Here is a 26,189-nt window from a genome sequence, read left to right as displayed (position 1 = left end):
GTGGACCCACTCGGCACCTTGGCCGGTTACGGCGTGGGTTGGCTGATCGAACACTGCCAACCATTGCAGGATGCCCTGGATTGGATCGCGGGTGACCCCGCGCAGATCGAGGCTTATGCCAAGACCTGGGACAACGTTGCCGCCCGGATCAGCGAGGTAGCGACCGCCCAAAATGCCGCGGTTACAGCCGATGTCGCGGATTGGACTGGTCAAACCGCCACCGCCTACAAATCGGCGGCGTCGAACACCACCAACTTGCTCACTGCGGCCAACACCGCAGCGACCGCGGCAGCTTCGGCGATCCGGATGGCGGGTGGGATCGTGGCCGCGGTTCGCGAGACCGTGCGTGACTTGGTAGCCCAGACTGTTGGTCGTCTTGCGGTGTGGGCGGCGGAGTTGGTGTTCTCGGTCGGGTTGGCGACTCCGTTGGTCGCGGTCCAGGCGACTGCGTATATCGCGAAGACTGTGGCGACGATTTCGAAGTTGTTTTCGAAGTTGGCCAAGACGATGTCGAAGCTGAAGCCGTTGCTCAAGCAGTTGAAGTCGGCATTCGGTGATATCGCGAAGGCATTCAAGAAGACCCCGTCCAAGACCTCGAAGAACGCCGACACCACCACCACGAGCCCCGCGGCCGCGAAGAACACCGACACCTCGACAACACCGGCGACTACGAAACAGCCTGACACACCGACGAATCCGTCGAATACACCCGACACACCGTCCAAAACCACCGACAACCCCGACACCCCGGGCAGCACGAAACCCGCGAACACCCCGAGCGATACCAGCAAGCTTCCCGACCAAACCGATTCGCAGAAACCCGACCTCAACAAAACCGCGAAACAAACCACCGACTGCGGTGACCCGGTCGACGTCGCGACCGGCGAATTCCTGCTCCCCGCAACCGATATCGAACTCCCCGGCGTACTGACACTGATGTTGACCCGCCGGCACCGCTCGTCGTATCGCTTCGGCCGATGGTTCGGGCCTTCCTGGGCCGCGACCCTGGACATGCGCGTCGAAGTCGACCAGGTCGGAGTCCGGTTCGTCGGACCCGACGGCGAACTGTGGCAGTTCCCCCACACCGCCCCCGACGTCCCAGTCCGGCCGGTCCACCAGGGCACCCGCGCGACCATGACCCGCACCGAAACCGGCGGATACTCAGTCCACGACCCAGACCGCGAACTCACCTACATATTCCGACCGACCGTGGCGGACGGGCCCGAAACCGCACTCGGCACCTATCCGATCACCGAGATCACCGACCACCACCACAACCGAATCACCTTCCACTACACCAGCACCGGCCAACCCACCGAAGTCACCCACACCGGCGGATACCGCGTCCGCATCGACACCACCGACGACCGCGTCACCGGCCTGACCGTCCTCGCCACCACCCCCACCGGCGAACCGCTGGAAACGACTGTTCGCGAGTTCGGTTACACAGCAGGTGATCTCACCACGGTCACCAACGGTGTCGGCGCGACCACGACCTTCGCCTACGACAACGAACACCGGATGCTGTCGTGGCGCGACTCCCGCGGCACCGAAATGCGCAACACCTACGACCGATCCGGACGGGTCATCGAACAGGTCGGCACCGACAACATCCTGTCGGCGACTTTCACGTATGAGGCGATTGTCGACTTCCGCCGCTCGCGCACTCATCACACGAACTCCCTCGGCGCCACCACCACCTTCGAGTTCGACGAAGACCTCTGCCTACGCAACCTGATCGACCCACGCGGTGCCACCTCGATCACCGACTACAACGAGTACCGCCAACCAGTCCGCCACGTCGACGCCTACGCCAACACCACCGTCTACCTCTACAACCCCGACGGCGACCTGGTCCTGGTCCGACGCCCCGACCAACAAACCATCAGCATCAGCTACACCGCACCACGGCGTCCGGCCACGATCACCGACGTCGACGGCACCACCACCACCCGCACCTACGACGACCATGGCAACCTCACCAGCGTCACGGATGCGGACGGTGTCACCACTGCTTACACCCATCATCGGTGCGGTGCACCGGCCTCGATCACGCTCTCGACCGGTGCCACCACCAGCATCGACGTCGACGACGCCGGCCTACCGATCCGGATCATCGAGCCCAACAACGCGGTCACCATCGTCGAACGTGACACGTTCGGCCGTCCCGTGACCATCACCGACCCTCTCGGCAATACCAGCACCAACCACTACTCGGGCGAGGGAAAGCTGCTCTCGCACACCGATGCCGACGGCAGCACCCAGTCATGGACATATGACGGTGAGGCGAACCTACTGGCCCACACCAACGAGATCGGTGCGATCACCCGCTACACCTACGGCACTTTCGACGTGGTCAGCACGCGCGAAACCGCCGATGGCACCGTGACCGCCTATACCCACGACACAGAGCGCCGTCTCACCTCGGTCACCAACCCCATCGGGGACACCTGGACCTACGAATACGACCCGACCGGCAACGTCTGCACCGAAACCGACTACAACGGATCGGTCACCCACACCGAGCACGACCTGCTCAACCGACCCACCACCATCACGACACCGACCGGCGTCCAACGTCGCCTCACCTACGATATTCTCGGCCGATTCATCGGCGTCAGCACAGACACGGGCGAATGGGTTGTCAACACCTACACCCCAACCGGGCTGCTCATCAACGCTAGAAATGGCGTGCACGACGACCCGATTCATTCGGTCACCTTTGTCCACTCGCCAGCCGGGCGGATACTGACCCAGCGCGTCGACGGGCGCGCCACCACCTACGACTACGACCGTCACGGTCGCCGCACCGGGTACACAACACCGAGTGCGGCGTCGACCACCTACGAACACACTTCGACCGGACAGGTCGCCACCCTCACCGCCAACGGCCACCGATTCGACTTCACCCACGACCGCATCGGACGCGAAAACAGTTGGCACAGTGCTGGTATCGGACAGCACAACACCTATAGCGCTGGTGGATACACCCTCAGCCGCGAACTCGTACAGCTCGATCCGCACACCAGTGCGCCCATCCAACTGCTCGAGCGCGACGATTACACCTGGCGTGCGGATGGGTACGTCACGAGCCACACCACCACGACACCCACCGCAAGCCGGCGCCGCGACTACACCCTCGATGCGATCGGTCGCATCACCCACATCGCAACCCCGAGCCCCGGTGCCACCGAGCAGTACACCTACGACGCCCTGTCGAACCTCACTACCGCCGAGATCCCCGCATCACCGGCACCATCCGATCCCATCGCAACCAACCAGAACACACCTGAACTCCCGACCGACCAGCGCTTCGAGTACCGCAACAACCTCCTCGTCCGCGCCGGACGCACCCGCTACCACTATGACACCGCCGGTCGCCTCACCCGCAAAGAGAAGACCCGGATCTCCCGTAAACCCGCCGTCTGGCATTACCGGTACAACGACTTCGACCAACTGATCGAAGTCGTTACCCCGGACAAGAACACCTGGTCCTACACCTACGACCCGTTCGGTCGGCGAACCAGCAAACGAAACGACACCAGCAATACTCTCACTGAATTCACTTGGGATGGAGTACATCTCACCGAACAGTCGACCACCAACCATGCCGGTACCCGAACTCATACATGGACCAACCACCCAACAACCCACATCCCTCTCACTCAATCCGTCGACGACCAATTCTGGGCAATAGTCACCAACCTCGAAGGCAGCCCGACCCATCTCGCCGACCCCATCACCGGCAGAATCACCTCAACAGCCAACACTGCTCTCTGGGGCCAGACCACCTGGGCAGGTCTCGACACACCCCACCGATTCCAAGGCCAACAATACGATCCAGAATCCGGCCTCCACTACAATCTGCACCGGTTCTATGATCCAGAAGTCGGCAGATTCCTGACTCAGGATCCACTGGGGTTGCCACCCGCTGAAAACCCAAATTCTTACCCCAGGAATCCAATTTCTTGGTGCGACCCGCTCGGGCTGGCGCCGGTTGGTTGCGCAAAGCGTGCGTGGGCGGACCGTGCGGACTTCAGTAGTCAAAAAGTTCTGGATAAGAAGTATGACGCGCATGCTTCAGATTTCGGCCTCACCGGCAATAAGAACAATGCCAATAAGGCGGCGTTTGTCGAAGCGATGAAGCAACACATGACGGCTCCGGATACGAAGATTTACCGCTTCAATTACAGAAACCAAGGAACGGCCGTCGGATTCATCGACCCCAATACGAACAAGATGGTAATGTTGCGATCTGACGGCAAGTTCTGGTCGGCGTGGAAGCTGGGAGACCAGCAATTTGAAGGTATCGTTCAGAGGGGTTTTCTATGGTAGCCGGAAATGGTGAATTGAATTTTCCCAAACGCACTTGGCAGCGCCCCCCGGATGTGTCACCGAATTCGGGCATCGGCGATCAATTGGCACTGATGAGAAGGTTTGCCAGCTGCGAAATTGATGGTGCAGAGTTTGCGCGCAGCTGGTACGCCGCACGGGGTAGATCTCTGGAAGCAAAGGAGCGCGTGCGACCGCCTTTCGAATTCCTGCTGGATCGAGTCTTCTTTGCGCTCGAAGATTACCCGATCGATCCTTTGGATCGGGAAGACGGGGATATCACCGAGGACCAACTTCGCGCCGCAGTCTGCGATGCTCTGGTTCACCTCGATAAACTGTAGGTGGGCGACACGGGCACGGCGCGGATGTCTCCAATGCATGGGAAGTCAAACAATGGTCGAGTTCATTTTCACGGTCCGCGATGACCCTCCAGAGGATGGATATTCACTAGGCGACCTGGAAGTGCTGGGCAACTCGGGATCGGTTACTACTCGCGGTCTCGAGCGCCCTGATCAACGTCTGATGGTGTATCCCTCCGCTGCTGCTCTCCTCTCTGAGGCTCGCTTACTGGCCAGTCGCGGAAAGGGAAATGGGCGATTTGAAGGCTTTGGTTCTATGTTTGTAGTCGAGTTTTCCCTACAGAAGAACCGTGTAGCTACCCAGCAGGGAAAGAAGATCATTGATTCCACTCCATTGTCGGAGTTTCTTTGCGCTGTCTGCGATAGCGTAAAGGCTCTGCATGGTCACGGGGTCGGTGCCATTGAAGAAAATCGCAAAATCTTGAACCTTTTGGAGAAGGAGATGGATTCATTCGAAGTGTGGCGTAAATCCTTCGGCATCAAGTGTGAGAAATCCAATGATAGACGGAAGCGTTTTTAGAGCACACTGTCACGGATTCCATCGCCTCAAGCGGGAGCGCGGCATTCTTCCGCGGGATGTTCTCGCCGTGGGAAGGTGAGGCGAAGCGAAGTTGGTGTCAAGGCTCGGTGGACAGCGGGTGTCGCCCCATCTTCCCGCAGCGCAAAGAACAGAAGTCGTTGAGCAGCGCGAACCTGCGACTCACCGACGAAGACCTCGTCGAATTCGTCCGCACCTTTCGTGGTTCGAAATGAACTGTTGTAGGCCGGTGTCAGGTGGCTGCCGGGGTCAGCGCTGTGGTGAGCGCCGGAACCGCGAGGGTTCGCTGCCAGGGGCGCGCACCGCCGGCGAGAAGGAAGGCGTCGATCTTCGCGGACAACTCTTCGGGAGTGCCGACGTTCTTGTAGTCGGGGAGCCCGTCCCAGCAGAGACGGCGGACCAGTTCGGGGGACAGCAGGTTCTCTACCGGGATGGAGTGTTCGGTGGAGAGTTCGCCCATGGCGCCGCGGGCGGTGGTGAGGCGGGCGGCGGCGATGGGGTCGCGGCGTTCCCAGCGGTTGACCGGGGGCGGGCCGTCGAAGGGGAGGGTGAGTGGGGGGAGTTGCTTGTCGGGGAGGGTGCGGCCTCGTTCGACGGCGGCCAGCCAGTCGCGCGAGTAGCGGCGCTGGCGGGGGCCGCCGAAGACGGGGAGGGTGCGCAGTTGGGCGATCGAGCGGGGTTCGCTGGTGGCGGCGGTGACGATGGCCGAGTCGGGCAGGATGCGGGCGGGGGCGACGTCGCGGGCGCGGGCGAGTTCGTCGCGGGTGGTCCACAGTTCGCGCACGATCGCCAGTTGACGGGTGCGGCGCAGGGTGTGGATGCCGGAGGTGCGGCGCCAGCGGTCGGCTTTCGGAGCGGGCGGGTCCATGGTGCGGACGTGCTCGAATTCCTCTGCGGCCCAGTCGAGTTTGCCCTGGGCTTCGAGGTCGGCGGCGACGGTGTCGCGGAGTTCGAGGAGTAGTTCGACGTCGAGGGCGGCGTAGTTGAGCCATTCGTCGGGCAGCGGGCGGCTCGACCAGTCGGCGGCGCCGTGGCCCTTGCGCAGGGAGCGGCCGAGGAGGTTTTCGACCATCGCGGCCAGGCCGACGCGTTCGTAGCCGGCGATGCGGCCGCCGAGTTCGGTGTCGAACAGGCGGGCGGGGCGCAAACCCAGTTCGGCGAGGCCGGGCAGGTCCTGGTCGGCGGAGTGCAGGACCCATTCGAGGTCGTTGATCGCCTCGGCCAGCGGGGTCAGCGCGTCGGTGACGGGAATCGGGTCGATGAGGAACGAGCCCGCGCCCTCACGGCGGAGCTGGATCAGGTACGCCCGGGCCGAATAGCGGAAACCGGACGCGCGTTCGGCGTCGACAGCCAGGGGACCGGTGCCCGCGGCGAGGGTTTTGGCGGCCGCGGCGACCTCGTCGGCGGTCGCCAGCACAGGTGGAACCCCCTCGGCAGGGGCGAGCAGGGGCTCTGCTGCGGTGGGTTCCTCGGCGACCGACATAAACGTGAACTCTACGTGGCGATCAAGGGCGATCGGTGCGGGTATAGGACTCCGGTCGTAAATGAGTGACCCCGGCGGGGGGTAACCCGGCGGCGAAGGCCAGCACTTCGCAGAATGCCTCGACGTGTCGGCGCATCTCGGTGGTCGTGGCCGTCCACGACGCGCGCAGTTCGAGCTGGTGCGCGCGGGGTGGGCCCGCGATATCGCCGTAGCGGACCGAACTGGTCGCGGTGACCGTGCCGCCCAGGGCGGTGAACGCTTCGCCGCGCGATTCGAGAGAGTCGACCAGCCAGCTCCACGCCACCTCGGGTAAGAGGGGGTCGGCGGCCAATGCGGCGTCGATGTCGGCCTGGATGTAGGCGACGAGCCGGAACACACCGTTCCAGGCCTCGTCGCCGTCGGGGTCGTGGAGCAGGATCAGCCTGCCGAACGCGTCGCCCTCGGAGTCGGTGGGCACCACCGGACTGTCGGGGTGGATGACCTCCGCCCCGAGCGCATAGGAGAACGGCGCCAACCGTTGCGGGGGACGGATCGGCGCCAGCTCGATTCGGGGGTGCACTGTTGCGGTGCCCATCGCATCGACCGCCGCCCGAAAAGAAGCAGGCTCGCGGGGCGTTCCCCCGGTCGGTGCGGCGCCGTCGCGGATGTCGAGCGGTGTCACGAGGAGGAACGGTAGACCGTGGGTGCCCGGCGCCGTCGGAGGCGCGCCGCCGTGCGCGTTGCGTGCGGGTCGCGTTGCGTAGGGTGCATTCTCGGCGTCGGCGCGATGCACGATGTGCGATGTGAGCGGGGTCGGCGGGTATCGACGACTCGACCGGTGGAACGTGTGGTCGGTCCCACACCCGCCGGGGCGTGAGGTTCCCGCGGGCTCGGCGCTTAGGATGAACGGCGATGAGCACTTACACCCGCCGCCGGTTGACCGATGCCCCTTTCCTGGCCGCCGCCACCGGCGCGACGCCCAGCAGGCGCCCGGTGTGGTTCATGCGTCAGGCCGGCCGTTCGCTGCCGGAGTACCGGGAACTGCGCAAGGGCATCGGCATGCTCGAGTCGTGTTTCGACCCGGAGCTGGTGTGTGAGATCACCATGCAGCCGATCCGCCGCCACGGCGTCGACGCGGCAATCCTGTTCTCCGACATCGTCGTTCCGCTCAAGGCCGCGGGGATCGACCTCGACATCGTGCCCGGTGTCGGCCCGGTCATCGCCTCCCCGGTGCGCACCGAAGCCGACGTGCGCGCGCTGCCGCGGCTGCGCCCCGAAGAGGTCGGCGCGGTCACCGAAGGCGTGCGACTGCTCACCGGCGCGCTCGGCGACACCCCGCTCATCGGTTTCGCGGGTGCCCCGTTCACCCTCGCCTCCTACCTGGTGGAAGGTGGGCCGAGCAAGCAGCACGAGCGCACCAAGGCGATGATGCACGCCGACCCGAAGACTTGGCACGCCCTGCTCGGCGCCCTGACCGACATCACCATCGCGTTCCTGCAGGCCCAGTTGGCGGCCGGGGTCGACGCGGTGCAGCTGTTCGATTCCTGGGCGGGCGCGCTCTCGCTGGCCGACTACCGCGAGTACGTGCTGCCGCATTCGGAGCGGGTGTTCGCCGAGGTGGCCTCGGCCGGGGTGCCGCGCATTCACTTCGGCGTCGGCACGGGCGAACTGCTGGGTGCCATGGGTGAGGCCGGTGCCGATGTGGTCGGTGTCGACTGGCGGGTGCCGCTCACCGATGCGGTGCGCCGGGTCGGTGCCGGAAAAGGCTTGCAGGGCAATCTGGATCCCGCGATCCTGTTCGCCGGGTTCGACGCTGTCGAGGCCGAGACGCGGCGGATCGTGCGCGAAGCCGACGAGGCGATCACGCTCGGTGCGACCGGGCACATCTTCAACCTGGGCCACGGCGTGCTGCCCGACACCGATCCCGGTGTGCTGACCGCCCTGGTCGAGTTGGTGCACTCCCTGTAGCTTCGGCTCACGAACCAGACGCGCTGGTGACCCAGCCGACATCGGAGCCGGTGCGTCGCACCGGGCGACGTGTCGCACGGCTACGGTCGGTACATGCGGATCGCGGTTATCGGGGGCGGAATCAGCGGGCTCGTCGCGGCTTATCGGTTGCGGCAGCGGTTGGGGGAGGACGCCGACATCGTCGTGCTCGAGCAGAGCGGACGGGTCGGCGGCGTGCTGCACACTCGTGAATTGTCCGGGGGGCCAGTAGATCTCGGCGCCGAGGCCTTCGTGGGGCGCAGGCCCGAGGTGATCGAGTTGATGAGCGAACTCGGCCTGGCCGACCAGTTGGTGCGGCCCGCGGGGAAACGGCCGCTGGTCTGGGCGCAGGGGTCGGCGCATCCGTTGCCGGGGCGAACCCTGATGGGGATTCCGTCTGATGCCGAGTCGCTGCGCGGGCTGGTCGACGATGCGACGCTCGCCCGGGTCGCCACGGAGCCGGAGCGGCCGCTGCGCTGGGATCGAGGCTGCGACATCGACGTGCAGACTCTGGTGGGTGACCGGTTCGGCAGGCAGGTGGTCGAGCGGAGCGTCGATCCGTTGCTGGGCGGGGTTTATGCGGGAATCAGTGCTTCGATCGGTGTCCGCGCCGCGTTACCCACTCTTGCCGCAGCGCTCGACGACGGCGCGTCGAGTCTTACGGAGGCTGTCGGTGCGGCGATGCCCGCGCCCAGCTCGGACCCGGTATTCGGTGGGCTGCGCGACGGCTACGGAGCCCTGCTGGCCGCACTGACCGAGGCTTCGGACGCGCGTTTTGTCGCGACCACCGCCGCAACCAGAATCGCCCGCGGACCCCATGGCTGGGTGGTCGACCCGATCGGCGCCGTCGAAGGTGTCGTCATCGCTACGCCTGCCCCGGTGACCGCCCGCCTGCTGCACTACGTGGCGCCCGAGGCCGCCCGAGCCGCCGCAGGCATCGAACTGTCCTCGTCGGCGCTGGTCGCGATGGCCCTGCCACGCGACACCGCGCTACCGGACAACTCCGGCATCCTCGTCGCCACCGGAGAACCCTTGCGCGCCAAGGCGTTCACCCTGTCCAGTCGTAAATGGCCTCATCTGGCCGAGCGTGACGTCGCGCTGGTCCGCGCCTCCTTCGGCCGGCTCGGCGACGACAAGCCGCTCTCCTGGACCGACGACGACCTCATCGCGGCGGCTGTCGCCGACCTGTCCACCGTCACCGGCATCCCGATCACCCCGATCGAAGCGGTCGTCCAACGGTGGCCCGGTGGCCTTCCGCAGTACGCCCCCGGCCATACCGAGCGGATCGCGGCTCTCGAGTCGGCTATCGCCCCCCTCGACAGCATCGCGGTAGCGGGCGCCTACCTACACGGCGTCGGTGTTCCCGCCTGCGTCGCGTCGGGAACCGCAGCCGCAGAACGCGTGGCTACCGCGTACATCGCGAGCACGCAGCGCTGATCCCGATGCCGGCGGCGACCGGATATGTGTGGGCCGATCCATTCCGGTACCTCGCTCCGGCCCGGCTTCGTGGCGTGTCCTCGGCGGCAGGCGATACCGGCGCCGCGTGATCGCTGTGAGTCACCCAGCGGCACAGGCAGACTGGGACGATGCAGAGATTCGAAGCGGTGCTGTGTGATCTGGATGGCGTGCTCCGTCAATTCGACCACGACCGTCAGCGCGACATCGAGGAGCACTACGGGCTGCCCGTGCTGGCCACCGCCTTCGCCCCGGAACAGATCCGCCCGGCCATACTCGGACAGATCACCGCCGAGCAGTGGCTGGCTTCGATCACCGCCGCGCTCGGCGGTCACCCCGATGCGATCCGGGCGGTCGACGCCTTCGCCGCCGTCGACTTCTGGGTCGATGAGCAGGTCAGGGATCTGCTGACAAAGGTCAGCGCCCGCGTCCCGCTGGTCCTGGTCACCAACGCGATGGACAACCTCGACGTCCATCTGGCCCGGATGCGTCTCACCGATTTCGCCGACACCGTGATCAGCAGTGCGGCCGTCGGCATCGCGAAACCGGACTTGCGCATCTACGAGATCGCTGCTGAAGCGGCCGGTGTCGCACCGAACCGCTGCGTGTTCATCGACGACCGGCCGGAAAACGTCTCCGCCGCACGGTCTCTCGGCATGACCGGCATTCACTACCGAGGGATCGAAGATCTGGCGGTACTCAGCGCGAACGGCGGAAGCTAGTCGTGGCCGGCCGGCGCAGCTGCCACGGAACGAATATCGCCGTCTGTCAGCTCGGTGGCTCGGGGGACCAGACTCCGACCGCGGTGCCCTCGTCGACATGCTTGCGATAGGTGACGACCTTGTTGTGGATCACCTCGAGGTCGGCCGCCAGCTCGGCCAGCCTGTCACGGACGGACTGTTCGTGAGCCTCGAGCAACGCCAGTCGCTCCTGCTCGTTTCCCGGTCCCGAGCGAACGAGCCCGGCGAAGACTCGCAAGGTCGCGATCGGCATGCCGGACTCGCGGAGGCGGTTGCAGAGCAGGAGCCATTCGACGTCGGCCGGTGCGTAGACGCGCTGTCCACCGGGAGACCGAGGGATCGGGCGCAACAGAAGTTCTTCCCGTTCGAAGTATCGCAAGGCGTGCACCCCGAGGCCGGTGGCCCGCCCGACGTCACCGATAGACAGCTCGTTCATCTCGTGCGTCCTCACAGCTTGACCTAGATCGCACTCTAGATTTTACCGTCAGCGCATGGCGATCACAGAGCAGCACAGAATCGGTAGCGGGTTCGGACCGCGCAGCACGGTCGACGAAGTCGTCGACGGCGTCGACCTCACGGGAAAGACGGTCCTGGTCACCGGTGGTTACTCAGGTCTCGGCAAGGAGGCCACCGCGGCGTTGGCGCGTGCCGGGGCGCAGGTGGTTGTGCCTGCCCGCCGGGTCGAAGCGGCGCGAAAAGCGTTGTGCGACGTCGATAACGCGGAGGTCGATGAACTCGACTTGGCCGATCTCGACAGTGTGCGGGTGTTCAGTGAACGCTTTCTCGAAACCGGCCGGAGCATCGACGTCATCATCGCGAACGCCGGGGTGATGGCCTACCCATGCCGGGATGTCGGGCCGGGCTGGGAAGCGCACTTCGCGATCAATCATCTCGGGCACTTCGCACTGGTCAACCGTTTGCGTCCGGCGCTGGCCCGGAGCGGGGCTCGTGTGGTGGCGGTGGCATCGTCGGGCCACTTCCTGTCCGATATCCGCTGGAACGACCTCCATTTCAGCCGCGACTACGACAGCTGGAGAGCCTACGGTCAGTCCAAAACCGCCAACGCACTGTTCGCCACCCACCTCGACGCGATCGGCGCGGCAGCGGGGATCAACGCGTACTCCGTGCACCCGGGCAGCATCCTCACGCCACTGCAACGCCATATCGCCCGTGCGGAACAGATCTCGCAGGGCTGGATCGGCACGGACGGTAGTCAGGCCGTGGGCTTCAAAACCCCGGCGCAGGGGGCGGCGACCGCAGTCTGGGCGGCGACTGCCGCACCGCTCGCGGGGCACGGCGGTGCCTATTGCCAGGACTGCGATATCGCCGAAGTCGCCACCGACGACGATATGCTCGTCGGCGGCGTGAAGCCGTGGGCCGTCGACCCCGCTGCCGCCGCCCGTCTCTGGACTCTGTCCAGTGAGCTCACCGGACTCGACAGCTTCTCCGGCTGACCAGCGGCGTGTCAGCGGGCATCGGCGATAGCGGTACTGCATGATCGCCCGCTGTGACCATTGCCGGTGAGCAGCGCAACGAGCGAAGCCTGATTCTCGATCCCGATCTCGGTCCGGTCGAACTTCACGACGGTGAGGCGACGACGGTGACCTCGGTGTTCGGCAGTGACGAGTCGTCCCCGTGGCGGGCGAGCAGACCGGTAGGGGACTGAGCCCCGACCGCGGGCGAAAACGCCGCAGTGGCACCATAGATCCATGGCGCGACTCGACTACCAGGCTCTCAACTCCACCATTCGCTACCTGATGTTCTCGGTGTTCCAGGTTCAGCCGGGCGTGCTCGGTGAGGACCGGGCCGGGGCGATCAAGGAGGCACAGGAGTTCTTCGACGGACTCGCCGACAAGGGCGTGGTGCTGCGCGGGATCTACGACGTGGCGGGGCTGCGGGCCGACGCCGATTTCATGCTGTGGACCCATGCCGAGCGGGTCGAGGACCTGCAGGCCGCGTACTCCGATTTCCGGCGGACCACCGAGCTGGGCAGGGCGAGTGCGCCGGTCTGGAGCAATGTGGCGGTGCACCGGCCCGCGGAGTTCAACAAGAGCCACATTCCCGCGTTCCTGGCAGGCGAGGACGCGGGGAACTACATCTGCGTCTACCCGTTCGTGCGGTCCTACGAGTGGTACCTGCTCCCCGACGAGGAGCGGCGCAAGATGCTCGCCGATCACGGCAAGGAAGCGCGCGGGTACCCGGACGTGCGGGCCAACACCGTGAGTTCGATGGCGCTGGGCGACTACGAGTGGATCCTCGCCTTCGAGGCCCCCGAGTTGCACCGGATCGTGGACCTGATGCGTGACCTGCGGGCCACCGAGGCGCGGTTGCACGTGCGCGAAGAGGTGCCGTTCTTCACCGGTCCGCGCGTCGAGGTCGAACAGTTGCTCACCGCACTGCCGTAAGCGGCGCAGACACCGAAGGCCCTCTCCGTGGAGAGGGTCTTTCTCCTCGGCCTGGTATCGCCGCGGTCTCCCACTCGAGTATCGTGAGCGGGCCGATTGTGGCGTTGAGGGTGAGAGAGATTCGCGCGTGGTATCAGGGTGGGGAACGGATCGAACCGAAGAGGGTCGATCCGGCACAGCAGTGACCGATCGAACCGCACCGGAAACGGTCGAGTCGCGGCGAACTCCGGCGCAGTGGCTGCGCTCGGCGCGCACCGACCTGATCGTCGCCGGTTGCTACCTGTCGCTCGCGGTCTTCGTCCTCGCCGGGCTGTGGTGGAACCCGAGCAGTGGTTACCTGAGCAAGAGTGATCAGGACCAGACGCTGTACGAGTGGTTCTACGCCATCACCGCGCGAAACCTCACCCACCTCGACAGTCCGTTCAGCACCGAGCTGCAGAACTATCCCGACGGCATCAACATGATGGCCAATACCCTCATGTACGGCTGGGGGGTGCCGTTCACCCCGATCACGCTGCTGTTCGGGCCCACCGTCACCTTCGTGTCGGCGCTGACATTCGGCCTGTTCAGCACAGCGTTCGCCTGGTACTGGGCATTCTCGCGCGAGCTGGTGAGCTCGAAATTCGCCGCGGCCATCGGCGGATTGTTCTGCGGCTTCGCACCCGCGATGATCGCGCACACCAACGGGCACGCGAATTTCGTCTTTCTGGTGTTGCTCCCGCTCATCGCTGTGCGGGTCATCAGGATGGCAAGGCACGCGGAGAACACCGTCGGGTCGCGACCGGTCTGGCAGCCACGCGCCGCCGTCGCGCTCGGACTGCTGGTCGCGCTGCAGCTCACGCTGGGTGAGGAGCCGCTGCTGATCTTCGCGCTCGGCTTCGCGGCCTTCGCCCTGGCCTACTTGCGCACCCCGCGCGCCATCGCGCGCACAGCGCGCGCGGCGGCCCCGTCGATACTGCTCGCGGCGCTGATCACGCTGACGCTCACCGGTTTCGGGCTGTGGTGGCAGTTCGCCGGACCGCAGTCGTATCGATTCGTGGGGATCGGCCGGGTCGGCAACGACATTCTGTCGCTGGTGCAGTTCTCGCCGGAATCGGCGGGCAGCATGTTCTCGTTCGGCCCCGATGTGAGCATCAATCCGACCGAGGACAACACCTACTTCGGTTGGCCGCTACTGCTGCTCGTCGCCGCGGCCGTGTGCTACCTGCGGCGTGAGCGCATCGTGCGGGCCGCCGTGATCGTCGGGGTGGTGTTCACGACGCTGTCGATGGGCATTGTGCTGTCCTTCGACGGCGTCGTGCGTTTCGGCGAGGGTGAGTATTCGATGATTCCGATGCCGTGGCTGGCCTTCGGATGGATCTCGCCGCTGAACGGGATGATCGAATCGCGGTTGGCCATGATCGCCATTCCGGCCATCGCGATAGTCCTGGTCCTCGGCACTCAGCGGGCGATCGAATCGCTGCGCACCGCTGCCACGCGGCGGCGACCCGTTGCCTGGTTCTGCGCCCTGGCCTTCGCGCTGCTGCCCATCGCGCCGACCGTGCTGCCCGTCGCCGAACGCCCCCGGACGCCCGCGTTCTTCGCCGACGGCACTGTGCGGCAGTATGTCTCGGACGGCTCGGTGGTGATCGTACCGCCGCCCACCTCGGGAGATTCGATCGCGCTGCGATGGCAGATCGACGCCGACTTCGCCTTCCCGCTCGTCGGCGGCTACTTCGTCGGCCCGGTCGGCGCGGACCGTGGGGCCGGTTATGGCGCCGACCCCCGATCCACCGCCGTTCTGCTCATGCTGGTCCGCAAGACCGGTACGGTTCCGGTCATCGACCGAGCTCGGCGCGAGCAGGCCGTCGCGGACCTGCGTTACTGGGGCGCCGATGTGCTGGTGCTGCCGCCGTCACAGAGCGATGATGCCCTGCGTCGCACCGTGGACGACCTGCTCGGCGTACCGGCCGAGCAGGTGGGCGGTGTGTGGGTGTGGGACGTGCGCGGTCTCGTGTGACCGCTATTCGGCGGCGGGCTTCAGGCGCAACGAGATCGAGTTGATGCAGTAGCGCTGGTCGGTGGGCGTCGGGTAGCCCTCGCCTTCGAAGACATGCCCGAGGTGGCTGTGGCAGTTCGCGCAGACCACCTCGACCCGGCGCATCCCCAGGGTGTCGTCGGGCTTGAGGATCACCGCGTCGGAATCGGCGGGATCGAAGAACGACGGCCACCCGCAGTGCGAGTCGAATTTCTCTGTGCTGCGGAACAATTCGGCGTCGCAGGCACGACAGGTGTAGACGCCCTCGGTCTTGGTGTCGGTGTATTCGCCGATGAACGGACGCTCGGTGGCGGCCTCGCGCAGCACCGCGTATTCCTCGGGATCCAGTTTCGCCCGCCATTGCTGCGGCGTCAGCTGGATGCGCGGCGTGGGCAACGAAGTATCGGAACTCATGGCTCCACGCTAATGGTTTCGGCCGGTGCGCGCCGTGAGCGGTGCGTCACCGGCCGGTAACTACTTGAGCGCGGGCTCGCGATCCTCGACCGGCGCCACCGGATCCTCGCGGGGCGGCGCAGTGTCCTCGACCGGTGCGACGGGCGCGGGCTCATCGGTGCCGTCCCGCGAATCGGGCGCACTCTCGATCCACGTCGGGTCGATTCCGAACTGCAGCCTGCCCTCGCGACGCGCCGCCAGATACCGGTCGCCGAGCACACAGAACACGACGATGAGCAGCAGGCCCCACCCGAAGGTCACCCGCAGGTATTCGAGATTGCGGCCGACGCCCTGCCAGCGATCGGAGAGCCACTTGTCGTAGGTCATGAACCCGAAGATCGCCAGCCACGCGGGCCAGTTACGCAGGACGGAATTGCGCAGTACCACGGTCATCAGGAACGGGAAGACCATCATGGAGTAGTACATCTGGCCCAGCGACGGCAGCAGGAACCACGCGGTGAGCAACACCCCGGAGAACGTGGTGACGAAGAACAGTTCGTCGTGGCGGTAGTAGCGCCACAGCAGCCACAGCGATACCGCGACCACACCGGCCATCAGGACCTTGACCAGCAGGATCAGCCATTCGGGCAATCCGTAGTAGAGCCCGTTGCCACCCACCGAACTGTTGAAGTAGTCGCGGGTCTCAGCCAGATAGGGCATCACGTGCGTGAAGAACTTCTCGGGGTCCGCCGACAGCGGCCAGGCGATCGCGGTGAGCACCAGCGGCACACCGAGCGCGGTGATGAACACCTTCCACTGGCCGCGAACGGCTGCGACCAGCAGTAACGGCGCCAGCGTCGGTTTCACCGCGATGCTCAATCCCAGCGCCACGCCTGCCCAGAGGTCCCGGCGCGCCAGCAGCAGCGTGATGAACGCCAACTCGGCCAGCAGCAGGCAGCCGTTGACGTTGGTGAAGACCAACGTATTGGTCACCGTCTCGGAAGCGAACATCGCCAGCAGCAGCGCGGGCGCGGCGATGGAGCCCAGACCGAACTTGAACAGGCGCAGCAGCAGATACCAGGCGAGCAGAATCGCCACGGCGTTGAGCCCGATGAACAGCCAGCGTGACAGCTCGTAGTCGATGATCGCGACCGGCGCGATCAACAGCGTTCCACTCGGATAGTAGAGATAGTGCGGGTCGACCGACGAGAAGTCGGCGGTGTACAGCGGCCTGCCGTTCAGGAACTCGAACGAGGCGTTGTACACAGGCCGGTAGTCGTCGGTGACGAAACCGTTGATCGCCTTGATGAAGACGCGGTTCAGCACCATCATGACCGCGAAGGGCCAGAGCGCGAACTTGATCACCTCGGCGGAGGTGCGAGCGGTACGGGGCTCGAGCTGTCGGAACAACACTGGGGCACGGTACACCGAATCGGGTTGCGATGGTGTCGCCGGACCCGTATGACGCGCCGGAACCGGATGGTTGCCCCGGCCCGATCAGGCCGGGCAGGCACCGCCGTCGGCGGGCAGTTTCCCCTCGGCGAGGTAGTCGTTGACGGCCTTCTGCGCGCACCCGGAGTGGGTGACGACCGGATGGCCCCAGCCCTGCCAGGTCATCGTGGCATGCCGAGCGCCCGCCGAGCCGAGCGCACCGGTCACCGAGGCGGCCGCCCCGCCGACGATCGGATCGGCGGCACCGGCGAACACCAGCACCGGCAAGTCGAGTTTCGTCGGCAGCGGCGCCGCGGTGGAGACCGGCCAGGCCGAGCAGACCATCAGCCCGATGGCGGCATTGCGCCCGAATACCGGATATTTGCTCGCCCACGTCTCGCTGAGTTCACGGGCCTTGTCCGCGGTCGGGGGCTGCTGGCTGTCGGTGCACCGGTTCACGAACTCGCCGTCGGAGGTGATCGCGGCGGCTTCGCGCACGACCATCGCCGACAGTGGTCCGCGATCGCCACGGTCGGCGGCGGCGAGGATGTCGGCCATGGCGGTGACCCGATTCGCCTGGTCGCCGCGGGGACTGGACAGGAAACCGGTGAGCGCGGTCGACAGGTCAGCGGCCGAGATCTCGCCGAGCCCGCCGCTGTTCGCCTTGTTCATCAGCGCCACGATCGCCGCCCGCGGATCGGCACCGAGTGCGCAGTTGGCGGCCTTGCAGCGCTGCGCGAACGCGGTGAGGGCCGCCTCGGCGCCGGTGACCCGCGCCTCGGCCATGGTGGTGGCGTCCGCGCCGACGGGTTCGGGGGCGTCGAGCACGAGTCGGGCCAGGTGGTCGCCGTAGCGGCGGGCATAGCTCAGGGCCACCTCGGCGCCGTTGCCCGCGCCGAGCACGTTGATCTTCTCGACCTGCCATTGCTTGCGCAGCTGCTCGATGTCGTCGGCGGCGTGCGGCGCGTCGAACGTGCCCTCGTAGGGCTGCAGGAAATCGCGGCAGGCGATGGTGGCGTCCTGGCTGAAGCCCGCGACGGCGCCGACCTGATCGGCGCTGCCCACCCCGGTCTGTCCGAGGTCGGTCATCACCGCGCGCAGCTGCGCCGGAATGCAGTCGATGGGCTGGGAGGCGCCGATGCCGCGTCGATCCACCGCGACGATCGGCTGCGCGGCCAGCAACGCGCTGTTGGGCCCGATCGCCAGACCGGCCAGCGTCGAGGCCGACGAACGGTCCGAACCGGAGGTGAGCACCAACGGGGCCGCGTCGGTGGGCGTCTGCGGCAGGCGAGCGCGCAGGGCGCCGGCCCGGAACGTGCCGAGCACGGTGCCCGCGGTATCGATCGGGGTCGAGAACTCGGCGCACTCGAGGACCAGACCCGCGGGAGCGGCGCCGAAGTCGAGCGAACTCAACGTGGCCGCGGTGCAATCACGCCAGGCCAGATCGGTTTTGGGCACCTCGGCCTTGGCCAGGTCCTGCGGCGCGGGCGCTTCGGTCTGCGCGCCGCCTGCCCCGGGACGCTCGACGGCGACGACGGGCCGATCCGACGGCCCGGCCCCACAGCCCGCGAGCATGATCGACAGTGTCGCGGCCGTTGCCGCGGCCCGAGTCCAACGCATGCGCTACACACTGCCAGGTTCGGCGCCAGGTTTCATCGACGGGCCCAACGGGCCGCGACGGTGCCGTCCTCGGCGAGCACCAGCTGCTTGCGTGCCATCGGCAGGTCGAAAGTGCTCGCCGACAGCGAGATTCGCCCGCCCGCGCCCCCGACCAGCATCGGGGCGGTGGTCAGGCAGAGCTCGTCGACCAGGCCGGCCTCGGCCAGCTGCCCGAAAAGATGCGGTCCGCCTTCACACAGCACCCGGTGCAGACCGCGCTCGGCGAACACCCGGATCAGCGCGGCGGGCATGATCGCGGCCTCACCGGCGACCACTATCTGCGCGCCCGCGTCCTCGAGCGCACTGACCTGCTTCGGGTCCGCGTGGCTGGTGGTGACGATCAGCGGCGGCACCTCGGCGTCGGTGAAGAACTTCGACCCCGGATCGAGCTTGGCGGTCGCGGTGACCACCGCGATCGGTGGCGGGGTGCCGTCGGGGTGACCACCGATCCCGTGCCGATGGTGCGCGATGCGCCGTTGCGGGTCGGGGTGCGCGCCGCCGTAGTTCTCCGCGCGCAGGGTGCCCGCGCCGATCACGATCACGTCGGCCAGTTCACGCAGGACCGTGAACACTGTCTTGTCCGCCTCGGTGCCCAAGCCTGCCGAAACACCGTCGACGGTGAACGCGCCGTCGATGCTGCTGACGAAGTTCGCCCGTACCCACGGACCGTCCAGATGCCGTGGGTAGGCATAGCACCTGGCCAGTGCGTCGGCGTCGAGGTCTGCGAGCTGGGTCACATTGTGGATACGCTGCATAGGGATCGATGCAACCACGTCCGTACGATTTGTCCATGCAAGAACGCCTTGTCGATCGCCATCCGGAGGTCCCGGCCGACCAACTCGTCGCGCAGATGGTGCCCCCGCCCATGTTCGACGAGGTCAGCTTCGCCTCCTACATCCCCGACCCCAAGGAACCGAGCCAAGCGGCCGCGGTAGCCAAGGCGGAGGAATTCGCAGGTCAGGTGGCGAAGATCCACAAGGCCGCCTCGAAGAAGAGCCTCTTCGGCAAGAAGAAGGCAGTCTCGGGCGCCGGCCTGTATCTCGACGGCGGCTTCGGCGTCGGCAAGACCCACCTGCTCGCCTCGATCTTCCACAGCTCCCCGGCGCCCAAGTCGTTCGGCACCTTCGGTGAGGTCACCAACCTGGTCGGCGCGCTGGGCTTCAACAACGCCGTCGAGCGGCTCTCGGCCAACAGCGTGCTGTGCATCGACGAGTTCGAACTCGACGATCCGGGCGACACGATGCTGGTTTCGCGACTGCTCACCGAGCTGTCGGCCCGTGGCGTCTCCATCGTGGCGACGTCGAACACGCTGCCCGGCCAGCTGGGCGAGGGGCGTTTCGCGGCATCGGACTTCCTGCGCGAGATCAAGAAGCTCGGTTCGATCTTCGATCCGGTGCGCGTCGACGGGCCCGACTACCGGCACCGCGACCTGCCGCCCGCGCCGGAACCCACCTCGAACGACGTGCTCGTCGAGCGTGCCGCGACCACCCCGGGTTCCACGCTCGACGAATTCGACGTGCTGCTGAAGCATCTGAGTACGCTGCACCCGTCCAAGTTCGGCGCGCTGATCCAGGGCGTGGCCTCGGTGTTCATCTCCGACGTGCACACCGTGACCGATCAGGCCGTCGCGCTGCGCGTGGTCGTATTGGCCGACCGCCTCTACGACGCGAGCATCCCGGTGACGGTTTCGGGCGTCAAGCTCGACGAGATCTTCTCGAAGGAGATGCTCGACGGCGGCTACCGCAAGAAGTACCTGCGCGCGATCTCACGTCTGCTCGCGCTCTCGCGCTTCGAGGCCGCGGCCGCCTGACCCCACAGCCGGTCAGAGCGCGCGCTCGAAGACGAAATCGGAGTGCAGCTGGTTGCCGACCACGAACGTCTTGGTGCCCACCTGCCGAAAGCCGTGCTTGGCGTAAAACTTCTGCGCGCGCTCGTTGGCCTGGTTGACCCCCAGCCACACCGTCTCGGCGCCCGAGTCACGCGCGGTGTCGACCACGGCGTCCATCAATGCCGCGGCGACGCCGCTGCCGTGGTGTCCGGGCAGGACATACATCTTGCTCAGCTCGACCACCTCGCCCGCGCTCACCTGTGCGGCGACGTCGGGGTCGCTCGGCCTGCCCGCGATGAGCATGGCGTAGCCGACGATCTCGTCGCCCTCGACGGCCTTGAGCACGGTCCTGGTCGGGTCGGACAGGTATTCGCCGAAGCGTTCGCCCGACAGCATCTGCTCGAGGAAGATCTCGATATCGCCCACGGTGGCCTCGGGCGGGCAGGCGAGCGGAAATGTCGCGGCGGCCACATCGCTGAGCGCCTCGGCGTCCCAGAGTCCGGCTCGGTCGACGACGACGGAACTGTTGGTCATCCTTCCAGTACAGCACGGGTCACCCCGGCCGCGGCGCGACTGTGGATCGCGACAGCGCGGCGGCACTACGGCTGGGTCGGGCACTGTCCCACCGACTGTGGGCTGTCCAGCGCGGTGGCACCTCACCTACTGGTCCGAGTAGTCTCCTGCGCATGACGAGCGGTAGCCGCATCGGGATCGTCGGTGCGGGAGTGGCGGGTTTGGCCTGCGCGAAGGTATTGAGTCAGGCGGGGTTCCCGGTCGAAGTCTTCGACCGGGCCCCCGACGTCGGCGGTGTGTGGAGTGCCACCCGCCGGTATCCGGGACTTCGCGCGCAGAACAGCAAATCCACGTACGCGTTCAGCGATCACCCGATGCCCGAGGATTTCCCCCGCTGGCCCGACGGCCAGCAGATGCAGGCCTACCTGGCCGGATACGTGCACGAGTTCGGCCTCGGCCCGCACCTGCGCCTGGGCACCGAGGTGGTGGCGGCCGACCCGGTCGACAGCGGCTGGCTGCTCGAGATCCGCGACCACATGGGGGTGCACCGCACCACCTGCGATCACCTGATCGTCGCCAACGGCGTCTACAGCGACCCGGTGATGCCCGACCTGGCCGGCACCGCGGCGTTCCGTGCCGCGGGTGGGCGACTGTGCCATGTCTCGGAATTCCACGATGTCGAACAGGCGCGTGATCGTTCGGTGGTCGTGCTCGGCTACGGCAAGTCCGCGTGCGATGTGGCCGAGGCCGTCAGCCACATCGCCGACGAGACCACCGTGGTGGCGCGCAGACTCACCTGGAAGATGCCGCGCAAGCTCGGTTTCGGCGCCGACTACGAACGTCTGCTGCTGACCCGCGCGGGGGAGGCGCACTTCCCGTCCCGCTTCCCGCACCGCGTCGAACGGTTGCTCGACCGTCTCTCGCTGCGCCAGTCGAACATGGACCTGCTGCAGGAGCGGGTGACGCGCAAGCTGCGGCTGCGTGAGCTCGATCTGGTACCGACGAGCCCGATCTCCGAGATCGGCACCAGCAGCGCGAGCCTGGCCACCGAGGGCTTCGCCGAGCAGGTCGAGGCGGGCCGGATCAGCGTCCACCGCGACACCGAGATCACCGAACTGATCGGTGGACCGCACGGACCCGCGGTGCGTCTGGCCGACGGCAGCCTGAAACTGGCCGAGATCGTCCTCTGCGCCACCGGATACCGGCAGGAGGTGCCGTTCCTCACCCCGTTCGTGCGGCGCGCCCTCACCGACGACGTGAGCGACTTCCGGCTCTACCGCCACATCCTGCCGGTGGAGATCCCCAATCTGAGCTTCGCCGGTTACAACAGCTCGAATGTGAGCGCCCTCAGCGCCGAGGTGGGCGCGCACTGGATCGCCGGGCTGCTCACGGGCCGGTTCGTGCCGCCGATGGCCGAGCTGATGAACAACGAGATCGATGCGCGCCTGGAGTGGTCGCGTGAACGCAGTGAGGGCAACCACGCGCACGGTGCCTCGGTGGTCCCGTTCTCGCTGGCCAATATCGACGAGATGCTCGACGATCTCGGCACGCCGCTGCCGTTGATGTCGCGGCTGGCGCAGTGGGTGCGACCCGTGCGGCCGCCGTCCTATCGCGGGGTGCTGCGCAATCGCGCGGTGGCCGCCCCCGTGGCGCCCGCACCGGCGCCCGTAGCGGAGCGGTAGCCGACACGCCGGATCGCCGTCGGCAACGCCGACGGCGATCGGTGCGTTGGTGATAATCCTCCCGTGGACGCGCTGGATCTGAACCTGCTGCTCGCTCTCGACGCGCTGCTCGACACCAACAGCGTGACCGAGGCGGCCAGGCGACTGCACACCTCGACCTCGGCGATGAGTCGCACTCTCACCCGGCTGCGCGAGGTGCTCGGCGATCCGCTGCTCGTTCGCTCGGGCAGACAGATGGTGCCAACGCCGCGGGCCCTCGAATTGCGCCACGATGTGGCGAGCCTGGTCGATCAGGGCCGGTCGTTGCTCACCGCCCGCGATGGGAACGGGCCGGGCAGGCATCGTGATTTCGTTGTCCGCGTGGGTGATTCGGTCGGCGCGAGCCTGTCCGGTCCGCTACTGGCGGCGGTCCACGCAGAGCTGCCCGGGGTAACCGTGCGGCTGCTCGCGGCCGATGCCGCCGACGGTGCGGTGGCGTTGCGCGACGGCCGAGTCGACGTCGAGGTCGGCATGATCGGGCAGACCGACCCGGAAACGGTGGTCAAGCGCCTGTTCACCGACCGCTGGATCGGCGTCGCCGCGCCCGACCACCCGTTCGCCGTCGACCGCCCCACCGTCGCCGCCTACGCCTCGGCACGCCATCTGGAAGTGTCACCCACCGGTCGCACGCACGGCCCGATCGACGACCGCCTCGCCCTGCACGGCCGCACCCGCCGCGTGGTCGCCACCGTCGCCGACCTGCCCACCGCGCTGCTCACCCTCGCGTCGACCGAATTGATCTGCCCCGCACCGGAACTCGTGTCTCGCGCCGCACGCGCCGCGCTCGGCTTGGCGATGTTCGAGATCCCGCTGCCGCTACCGGCCCCCGTCGTCGCCATGGCGTGGCATCCACGCAACACCGCCGACGCCGGTCATCGCGCCCTACGCGACCTGATCGGCACCGTCCTGCACGAACCTCCGAAGCCGGAGGTCGGTCCAGGTCTGGTTCCGCTGGCGACACCTGCCTGACGGACATCCCCGGAACATTCGTCCGCCGCTCGCACGTGACCGGTGCGAGATGGACGCGCGCGCCTGATGGGTTGCAGTGGTGCGCAGTCGGATCGGAGGAGGCGATTCGCCTGGGATGCTCGTCGCGCAGCGTTTCTCTGCTGCTCACGTCCCGAGCGGAGGCGAAGGTGCGTCTAGCCCACGTCCGGTGTCGGCGGGCCGAACACGTCGCGGCGGCCCGGTGGGAGACCGGCCGAGCGTTTCAGCTCGTCCAGCATCGCCTGCAGCTTGTCGACGTGGGCGCGTTCGATGTCGAAGGCGCGGTAGGTGCCGGTGACGGTGATACCGGCCGAGTCGGTGGCGGTGGGCGGAACCGGGTCGGCGGCCGGGCGTTCGAGGGGATCGGGGCTGCTCGCCGACCCGTCGCGTCCGGTCGGCAGGCCGAGAGTCGGTGGATCGAAGTCCGCGGACGGACGATCGTGGTCGGTGAGCGTCGCGTGGTTGTTGCGCGGCTCCTGGTCGGGTAGGGCGGCGGTGTTCGCCGGTCGATCGGCGTTCGGGAACGCGGTGCTGTGGCCGACGCCGTTGACGTGAGACGGACCGGGGGTGCGCGCCGAATCCACCGGCACCTGGTTCGGCTGTGTGGTGAGTTCTGTCGGTGGAGTCAGGCGTGGGGGCGGCCCGGAGACGGTCGGTGGCTCGGATGATTCACCGGTGGTCATGCGGTCGCGCGGGGTGAAATCGTCGAAGAGGGACTCGGCACGGCGCGCGGAGTCGGTGGTGAAGCCGTTGCGGGCGTGTCCGTTTCGGTCCGGGGCCGACGAGGGGGGCGCCGGTTCCTCGGTGAAAGACCAGTGGATGCCGTTGGCAGTGTTGCCCGCGGGCTGTGCATCCACCGAGGTGTCCGGGCGGACTTCAGCTGCCGGCGGGATGTGGGACTCGAATCCATTGACCGGCTTGCCATTCGGCGGCGTCGCGGATCGCTCGCCGGTGAATCCCGACGACAGGTGGTCCTCGGCAGCAGAGACGGGTTCGGTCGGCGCGGGCCGCGCGACACCGTTCCCGTTGGTGGACAGCTTCTCCGGCGACGCAACGCTCGGTCTGCCGTCTGCTGTGGCCGAGCTCTCCGTCGGCTTCTTCACCGGGCGAGCCCGCTCGATCACGGCATCGGGGCTGATCTCCGCCGTCTGCGGATCTCCGGGCGCCTGCCGCGCCGACCGGTCGTCGACCGGCGAGCTCGGAACGTGCTTCATCGCACCGGAACCGAGCCCGAACCCGTTGGGGCCACTCTCCCGCACGAGGGCGCTCACCTCCGCGCTCCCGGGTAGTGGGTCGTTGGTTGCGGAGGACGGCGTGCTGTTGTCGACACCCGACGTGGACAGGCGATCCTCGGAGAGCACCGTCGCGGTGGGCTTCGAAGCTGTCGGCGCACTCGCTTCTGCCGCGTGGTCGACGACCGGTGCCGTCAGCACCGTGCCGATCACGGCGGGCACCGGTGTGCCGTTTCGGGTAGACGCGATGTCGCCGGCCAGACCCTTCGCGGTGCCGTTGATTCCGTTCGTCGAGGTCCCATTGCCCGCCGAGACCCGCTCGCCGGTACTGCTGAGCCGCACGGGCGCGGGTCGGCGACCGGACGGTTCGCCGGCGGCCGCGTTGCCACCGACCGCGGCGATCGCGTCGGTATCGAACGACGCCGGTTGACCCAGGGGCGCCGCCTCGGCCTGGGCCGTGCGCGGGACCGGCGTCGCGGCCAGCGCGGTGGGGTCGCCGAGGTGATCGGTGGCCGGCCGGACAGGGGAGTTGCGGCGTTCGAGCGGGGGCCGGGAGCTGTCGGTATCGCGGTCCCGATGAGGTGGTAATGACTCGGGGGCCGCTCGGTGGTCGTCGAGTCCGTCGGCCGCGCGTTCGGCGGCCTCCGCGGCTTCGCGAATTTCGCGACGGCTGGGCGTGCTCCGCGCCGGACGGCCGGAATCGGGCTCACCGTCGTTGTCGAGGGCGTCGAGCCGGGAACTCAGGCGTGAAATGTCCTGTGACGCACGAAATGCCCAGGATTCCAGCCGCCTGATCCGGGTGTGGTCGGGCAGATCCTCGTCGACCGGGAAGGTGGGTACATCGAGCTGGACCCGCGCGGCGACGATATCGAGCTTGTCGCTGACTTCGCGCAGCGCCGTGGCGATACTCGCCAGCATCGACCCGATGGACTCGTCGTGCTCAGCGTGGTTCATGCACACCCTACTTCCCGTGGTCGCCCGAGCGTGCCCGCCTCGGCCGCAGCGATCATATCCACCGGAGCAACAGCACGCGTTGTCGTGACCGCTTCCGCGACGCGCCGAACTGATTCTCAATCAGGATGAAACGGACACGCAACAGGCCGGGTCTGTGTATCGAAATGATCAAGAATT

General features: G+C 66.9%; 24 protein-coding genes and 1 pseudogene. 14 read left to right on the top strand and 11 right to left on the bottom strand.

Features of this window, described 5'->3' with window-relative positions; translation table 11 throughout:
* Positions 1–224 precede the first annotated feature (224 nt).
* The gene (locus tag ACWDXS_RS19045) at positions 225–791 is read right to left on the bottom strand and encodes a hypothetical protein (RefSeq protein ID WP_449967520.1); all 567 of its coding nucleotides are present in this window, start codon (positions 789–791) and stop codon (positions 225–227) included.
* A 79-nt stretch (positions 792–870) separates the two neighbouring features.
* Between ACWDXS_RS19045 and ACWDXS_RS19040 the strand changes: the two are divergent.
* A pseudogene (locus tag ACWDXS_RS19040) lies at positions 871–1,065 on the top strand (DUF6531 domain-containing protein); the annotation flags it as partial.
* Between the two features lie 96 nt (positions 1,066–1,161).
* Here ACWDXS_RS19040 and ACWDXS_RS19035 read toward each other — a convergent pair.
* Positions 1,162–1,518, bottom strand: a complete 357-nt coding sequence (locus ACWDXS_RS19035; protein WP_449967517.1) for a hypothetical protein — start codon at positions 1,516–1,518, stop codon at positions 1,162–1,164.
* Positions 1,519–1,521: 3 nt separating this feature from the next.
* Here ACWDXS_RS19035 and ACWDXS_RS19030 point away from each other — a divergent pair, with 3 nt between their 5' ends.
* From ACWDXS_RS19030 to ACWDXS_RS19020, 3 genes are read left to right on the top strand one after another with little or no spacing between them, the layout of a single operon-like run.
* The gene (locus tag ACWDXS_RS19030; protein ID WP_449967482.1) at positions 1,522–4,335 is read left to right on the top strand and encodes an RHS repeat-associated core domain-containing protein; all 2,814 of its coding nucleotides are present in this window, start codon (positions 1,522–1,524) and stop codon (positions 4,333–4,335) included.
* Positions 4,329–4,673, top strand: coding sequence for a hypothetical protein (locus tag ACWDXS_RS19025; RefSeq protein WP_449967278.1), 345 nt, complete (start codon positions 4,329–4,331; stop codon positions 4,671–4,673). Before ACWDXS_RS19030 ends, ACWDXS_RS19025 begins: the two co-directional genes overlap by 7 nt.
* Before the next feature lie 52 nt (positions 4,674–4,725).
* Positions 4,726–5,211, top strand: a complete 486-nt coding sequence (locus ACWDXS_RS19020) for a hypothetical protein (protein ID WP_449967275.1) — start codon at positions 4,726–4,728, stop codon at positions 5,209–5,211.
* 250 nt (positions 5,212–5,461) lie between these two features.
* On the opposite strand, the gene ACWDXS_RS19015 is transcribed toward ACWDXS_RS19020, so the two are convergent.
* Both ACWDXS_RS19015 and ACWDXS_RS19010 read right to left on the bottom strand, forming a co-directional pair.
* Positions 5,462–6,712 (bottom strand): HRDC domain-containing protein, encoded by a 1,251-nt coding sequence (locus tag ACWDXS_RS19015; protein ID WP_449967272.1) that lies wholly within the window; start codon positions 6,710–6,712, stop codon positions 5,462–5,464.
* A gap of 22 nt (positions 6,713–6,734) precedes the next feature.
* Complete coding sequence (locus tag ACWDXS_RS19010) at positions 6,735–7,286, bottom strand: DUF3000 domain-containing protein (protein WP_378989124.1); 552 nt, start codon at positions 7,284–7,286, stop codon at positions 6,735–6,737.
* 317 nt (positions 7,287–7,603) lie between these two features.
* On the opposite strand from ACWDXS_RS19010, the gene hemE reads away from it, so the two are divergent.
* The 3 genes from hemE (at position 7,604) to ACWDXS_RS18995 (ending at position 10,854) form a co-directional block, all read left to right on the top strand.
* Positions 7,604–8,659, top strand: a complete 1,056-nt coding sequence (hemE, locus tag ACWDXS_RS19005) for a uroporphyrinogen decarboxylase (protein ID WP_387442553.1) — start codon at positions 7,604–7,606, stop codon at positions 8,657–8,659.
* A 93-nt stretch (positions 8,660–8,752) separates the two neighbouring features.
* Positions 8,753–10,114 (top strand): protoporphyrinogen oxidase, encoded by a 1,362-nt coding sequence (locus tag ACWDXS_RS19000; protein WP_378988693.1) that lies wholly within the window; start codon positions 8,753–8,755, stop codon positions 10,112–10,114.
* A 149-nt stretch (positions 10,115–10,263) separates the two neighbouring features.
* Complete coding sequence (locus ACWDXS_RS18995) at positions 10,264–10,854, top strand: HAD family hydrolase (RefSeq protein ID WP_449967267.1); 591 nt, start codon at positions 10,264–10,266, stop codon at positions 10,852–10,854.
* Between the two features lie 46 nt (positions 10,855–10,900).
* Here the strand turns inward: ACWDXS_RS18995 and ACWDXS_RS18990 are convergent, their stop codons facing one another.
* Positions 10,901–11,308, bottom strand: a complete 408-nt coding sequence (locus ACWDXS_RS18990) for a MerR family transcriptional regulator (protein WP_378988697.1) — start codon at positions 11,306–11,308, stop codon at positions 10,901–10,903.
* A 55-nt stretch (positions 11,309–11,363) separates the two neighbouring features.
* Here ACWDXS_RS18990 and ACWDXS_RS18985 point away from each other — a divergent pair, with 55 nt between their 5' ends.
* From ACWDXS_RS18985 to ACWDXS_RS18970, 4 genes are all read left to right on the top strand, one after another.
* Complete coding sequence (locus ACWDXS_RS18985; protein WP_449967263.1) at positions 11,364–12,326, top strand: oxidoreductase; 963 nt, start codon at positions 11,364–11,366, stop codon at positions 12,324–12,326.
* Between the two features lie 53 nt (positions 12,327–12,379).
* Positions 12,380–12,538 carry a hypothetical protein gene (locus ACWDXS_RS18980; RefSeq protein ID WP_378626730.1) on the top strand — a complete coding sequence of 53 codons (159 nt, stop codon included), beginning with the start codon at positions 12,380–12,382 and terminating at the stop codon, positions 12,536–12,538.
* Between the two features lie 43 nt (positions 12,539–12,581).
* Positions 12,582–13,277, top strand: a complete 696-nt coding sequence (gene hemQ / locus ACWDXS_RS18975; protein ID WP_378988701.1) for a hydrogen peroxide-dependent heme synthase — start codon at positions 12,582–12,584, stop codon at positions 13,275–13,277.
* Between the two features lie 181 nt (positions 13,278–13,458).
* Positions 13,459–15,276, top strand: a complete 1,818-nt coding sequence (locus ACWDXS_RS18970; protein ID WP_449967259.1) for a glycosyl transferase — start codon at positions 13,459–13,461, stop codon at positions 15,274–15,276.
* 3 nt (positions 15,277–15,279) lie between these two features.
* Here ACWDXS_RS18970 and msrB read toward each other — a convergent pair whose 3' ends face one another.
* From msrB to ACWDXS_RS18950, 4 genes are all read right to left on the bottom strand, one after another.
* On the bottom strand, positions 15,280–15,708 hold the full coding sequence (gene msrB / locus ACWDXS_RS18965) for a peptide-methionine (R)-S-oxide reductase MsrB (protein WP_378626732.1): 429 nt from the start codon (positions 15,706–15,708) through the stop codon (positions 15,280–15,282).
* A 60-nt stretch (positions 15,709–15,768) separates the two neighbouring features.
* Positions 15,769–17,100: a glycosyltransferase family 87 protein gene (locus ACWDXS_RS18960; RefSeq protein WP_378988706.1), complete on the bottom strand. Its 1,332-nt coding sequence runs from the start codon at positions 17,098–17,100 to the stop codon at positions 15,769–15,771.
* 84 nt (positions 17,101–17,184) lie between these two features.
* Positions 17,185–18,738, bottom strand: coding sequence for an alpha/beta fold hydrolase (locus tag ACWDXS_RS18955; RefSeq protein ID WP_449967255.1), 1,554 nt, complete (start codon positions 18,736–18,738; stop codon positions 17,185–17,187).
* Positions 18,739–18,770: 32 nt separating this feature from the next.
* Positions 18,771–19,532: a pyrimidine reductase family protein gene (locus ACWDXS_RS18950; protein ID WP_378988710.1), complete on the bottom strand. Its 762-nt coding sequence runs from the start codon at positions 19,530–19,532 to the stop codon at positions 18,771–18,773.
* A 35-nt stretch (positions 19,533–19,567) separates the two neighbouring features.
* Between ACWDXS_RS18950 and zapE the strand changes: the two genes are divergently transcribed.
* On the top strand, positions 19,568–20,587 hold the full coding sequence (gene zapE / locus ACWDXS_RS18945; protein ID WP_378988713.1) for a cell division protein ZapE: 1,020 nt from the start codon (positions 19,568–19,570) through the stop codon (positions 20,585–20,587).
* Between the two features lie 12 nt (positions 20,588–20,599).
* On the opposite strand, the gene ACWDXS_RS18940 is transcribed toward zapE, so the two are convergent.
* The gene (locus ACWDXS_RS18940) at positions 20,600–21,139 is read right to left on the bottom strand and encodes a GNAT family N-acetyltransferase (RefSeq protein ID WP_378988715.1); all 540 of its coding nucleotides are present in this window, start codon (positions 21,137–21,139) and stop codon (positions 20,600–20,602) included.
* A 152-nt stretch (positions 21,140–21,291) separates the two neighbouring features.
* Here ACWDXS_RS18940 and ACWDXS_RS18935 point away from each other — a divergent pair, with 152 nt between their 5' ends.
* Positions 21,292–22,800 carry a flavin-containing monooxygenase gene (locus tag ACWDXS_RS18935; protein WP_449967250.1) on the top strand — a complete coding sequence of 503 codons (1,509 nt, stop codon included), beginning with the start codon at positions 21,292–21,294 and terminating at the stop codon, positions 22,798–22,800.
* Between the two features lie 63 nt (positions 22,801–22,863).
* A complete protein-coding gene (locus ACWDXS_RS18930; protein WP_378988719.1) occupies positions 22,864–23,808 on the top strand; it encodes a LysR family transcriptional regulator in 945 nt (314 codons plus the stop codon).
* 173 nt (positions 23,809–23,981) lie between these two features.
* Here the strand turns inward: ACWDXS_RS18930 and ACWDXS_RS18925 are convergent, their stop codons facing one another.
* Positions 23,982–26,012: a hypothetical protein gene (locus ACWDXS_RS18925; protein ID WP_449967247.1), complete on the bottom strand. Its 2,031-nt coding sequence runs from the start codon at positions 26,010–26,012 to the stop codon at positions 23,982–23,984.
* Positions 26,013–26,189 lie beyond the last annotated feature (177 nt).

It is taken from the genome of Nocardia sp. NPDC003183, assembly GCF_053590715.1.
This window is presented reverse-complemented; position numbering and strand designations above follow the sequence as displayed.

Excerpts from the sequence above, each read along its gene's own strand:
- hemQ (WP_378988701.1), top strand. The coding sequence starts at position 12,582 with ATGGCGCGACTCGACTACCAGGCTCTCAACTCCACCATTCGCTACCTG.
- ACWDXS_RS19025 (WP_449967278.1), top strand. The coding sequence starts at position 4,329 with ATGGTAGCCGGAAATGGTGAATTGAATTTTCCCAAACGCACTTGGCAG.
- ACWDXS_RS18990 (WP_378988697.1), bottom strand. The coding sequence starts at position 11,308 with ATGAACGAGCTGTCTATCGGTGACGTCGGGCGGGCCACCGGCCTCGGG.
- ACWDXS_RS18955 (WP_449967255.1), bottom strand. The coding sequence starts at position 18,738 with ATGCGTTGGACTCGGGCCGCGGCAACGGCCGCGACACTGTCGATCATG.
- ACWDXS_RS18925 (WP_449967247.1), bottom strand. The coding sequence starts at position 26,012 with ATGAACCACGCTGAGCACGACGAGTCCATCGGGTCGATGCTGGCGAGT.
- ACWDXS_RS19020 (WP_449967275.1), top strand. The coding sequence starts at position 4,726 with ATGGTCGAGTTCATTTTCACGGTCCGCGATGACCCTCCAGAGGATGGA.
- ACWDXS_RS19030 (WP_449967482.1), top strand. The coding sequence starts at position 1,522 with ATGCTGTCGTGGCGCGACTCCCGCGGCACCGAAATGCGCAACACCTAC.
- ACWDXS_RS19015 (WP_449967272.1), bottom strand. The coding sequence starts at position 6,712 with ATGTCGGTCGCCGAGGAACCCACCGCAGCAGAGCCCCTGCTCGCCCCT.
- msrB (WP_378626732.1), bottom strand. The coding sequence starts at position 15,708 with ATGAGTTCCGATACTTCGTTGCCCACGCCGCGCATCCAGCTGACGCCG.
- ACWDXS_RS18940 (WP_378988715.1), bottom strand. The coding sequence starts at position 21,139 with ATGACCAACAGTTCCGTCGTCGTCGACCGAGCCGGACTCTGGGACGCC.
- ACWDXS_RS18995 (WP_449967267.1), top strand. The coding sequence starts at position 10,264 with ATGCAGAGATTCGAAGCGGTGCTGTGTGATCTGGATGGCGTGCTCCGT.
- zapE (WP_378988713.1), top strand. The coding sequence starts at position 19,568 with ATGCAAGAACGCCTTGTCGATCGCCATCCGGAGGTCCCGGCCGACCAA.
- ACWDXS_RS18935 (WP_449967250.1), top strand. The coding sequence starts at position 21,292 with ATGACGAGCGGTAGCCGCATCGGGATCGTCGGTGCGGGAGTGGCGGGT.
- ACWDXS_RS19010 (WP_378989124.1), bottom strand. The coding sequence starts at position 7,286 with ATGGGCACCGCAACAGTGCACCCCCGAATCGAGCTGGCGCCGATCCGT.
- ACWDXS_RS18950 (WP_378988710.1), bottom strand. The coding sequence starts at position 19,532 with ATGCAGCGTATCCACAATGTGACCCAGCTCGCAGACCTCGACGCCGAC.
- ACWDXS_RS19000 (WP_378988693.1), top strand. The coding sequence starts at position 8,753 with ATGCGGATCGCGGTTATCGGGGGCGGAATCAGCGGGCTCGTCGCGGCT.
- ACWDXS_RS18985 (WP_449967263.1), top strand. The coding sequence starts at position 11,364 with ATGGCGATCACAGAGCAGCACAGAATCGGTAGCGGGTTCGGACCGCGC.
- hemE (WP_387442553.1), top strand. The coding sequence starts at position 7,604 with ATGAGCACTTACACCCGCCGCCGGTTGACCGATGCCCCTTTCCTGGCC.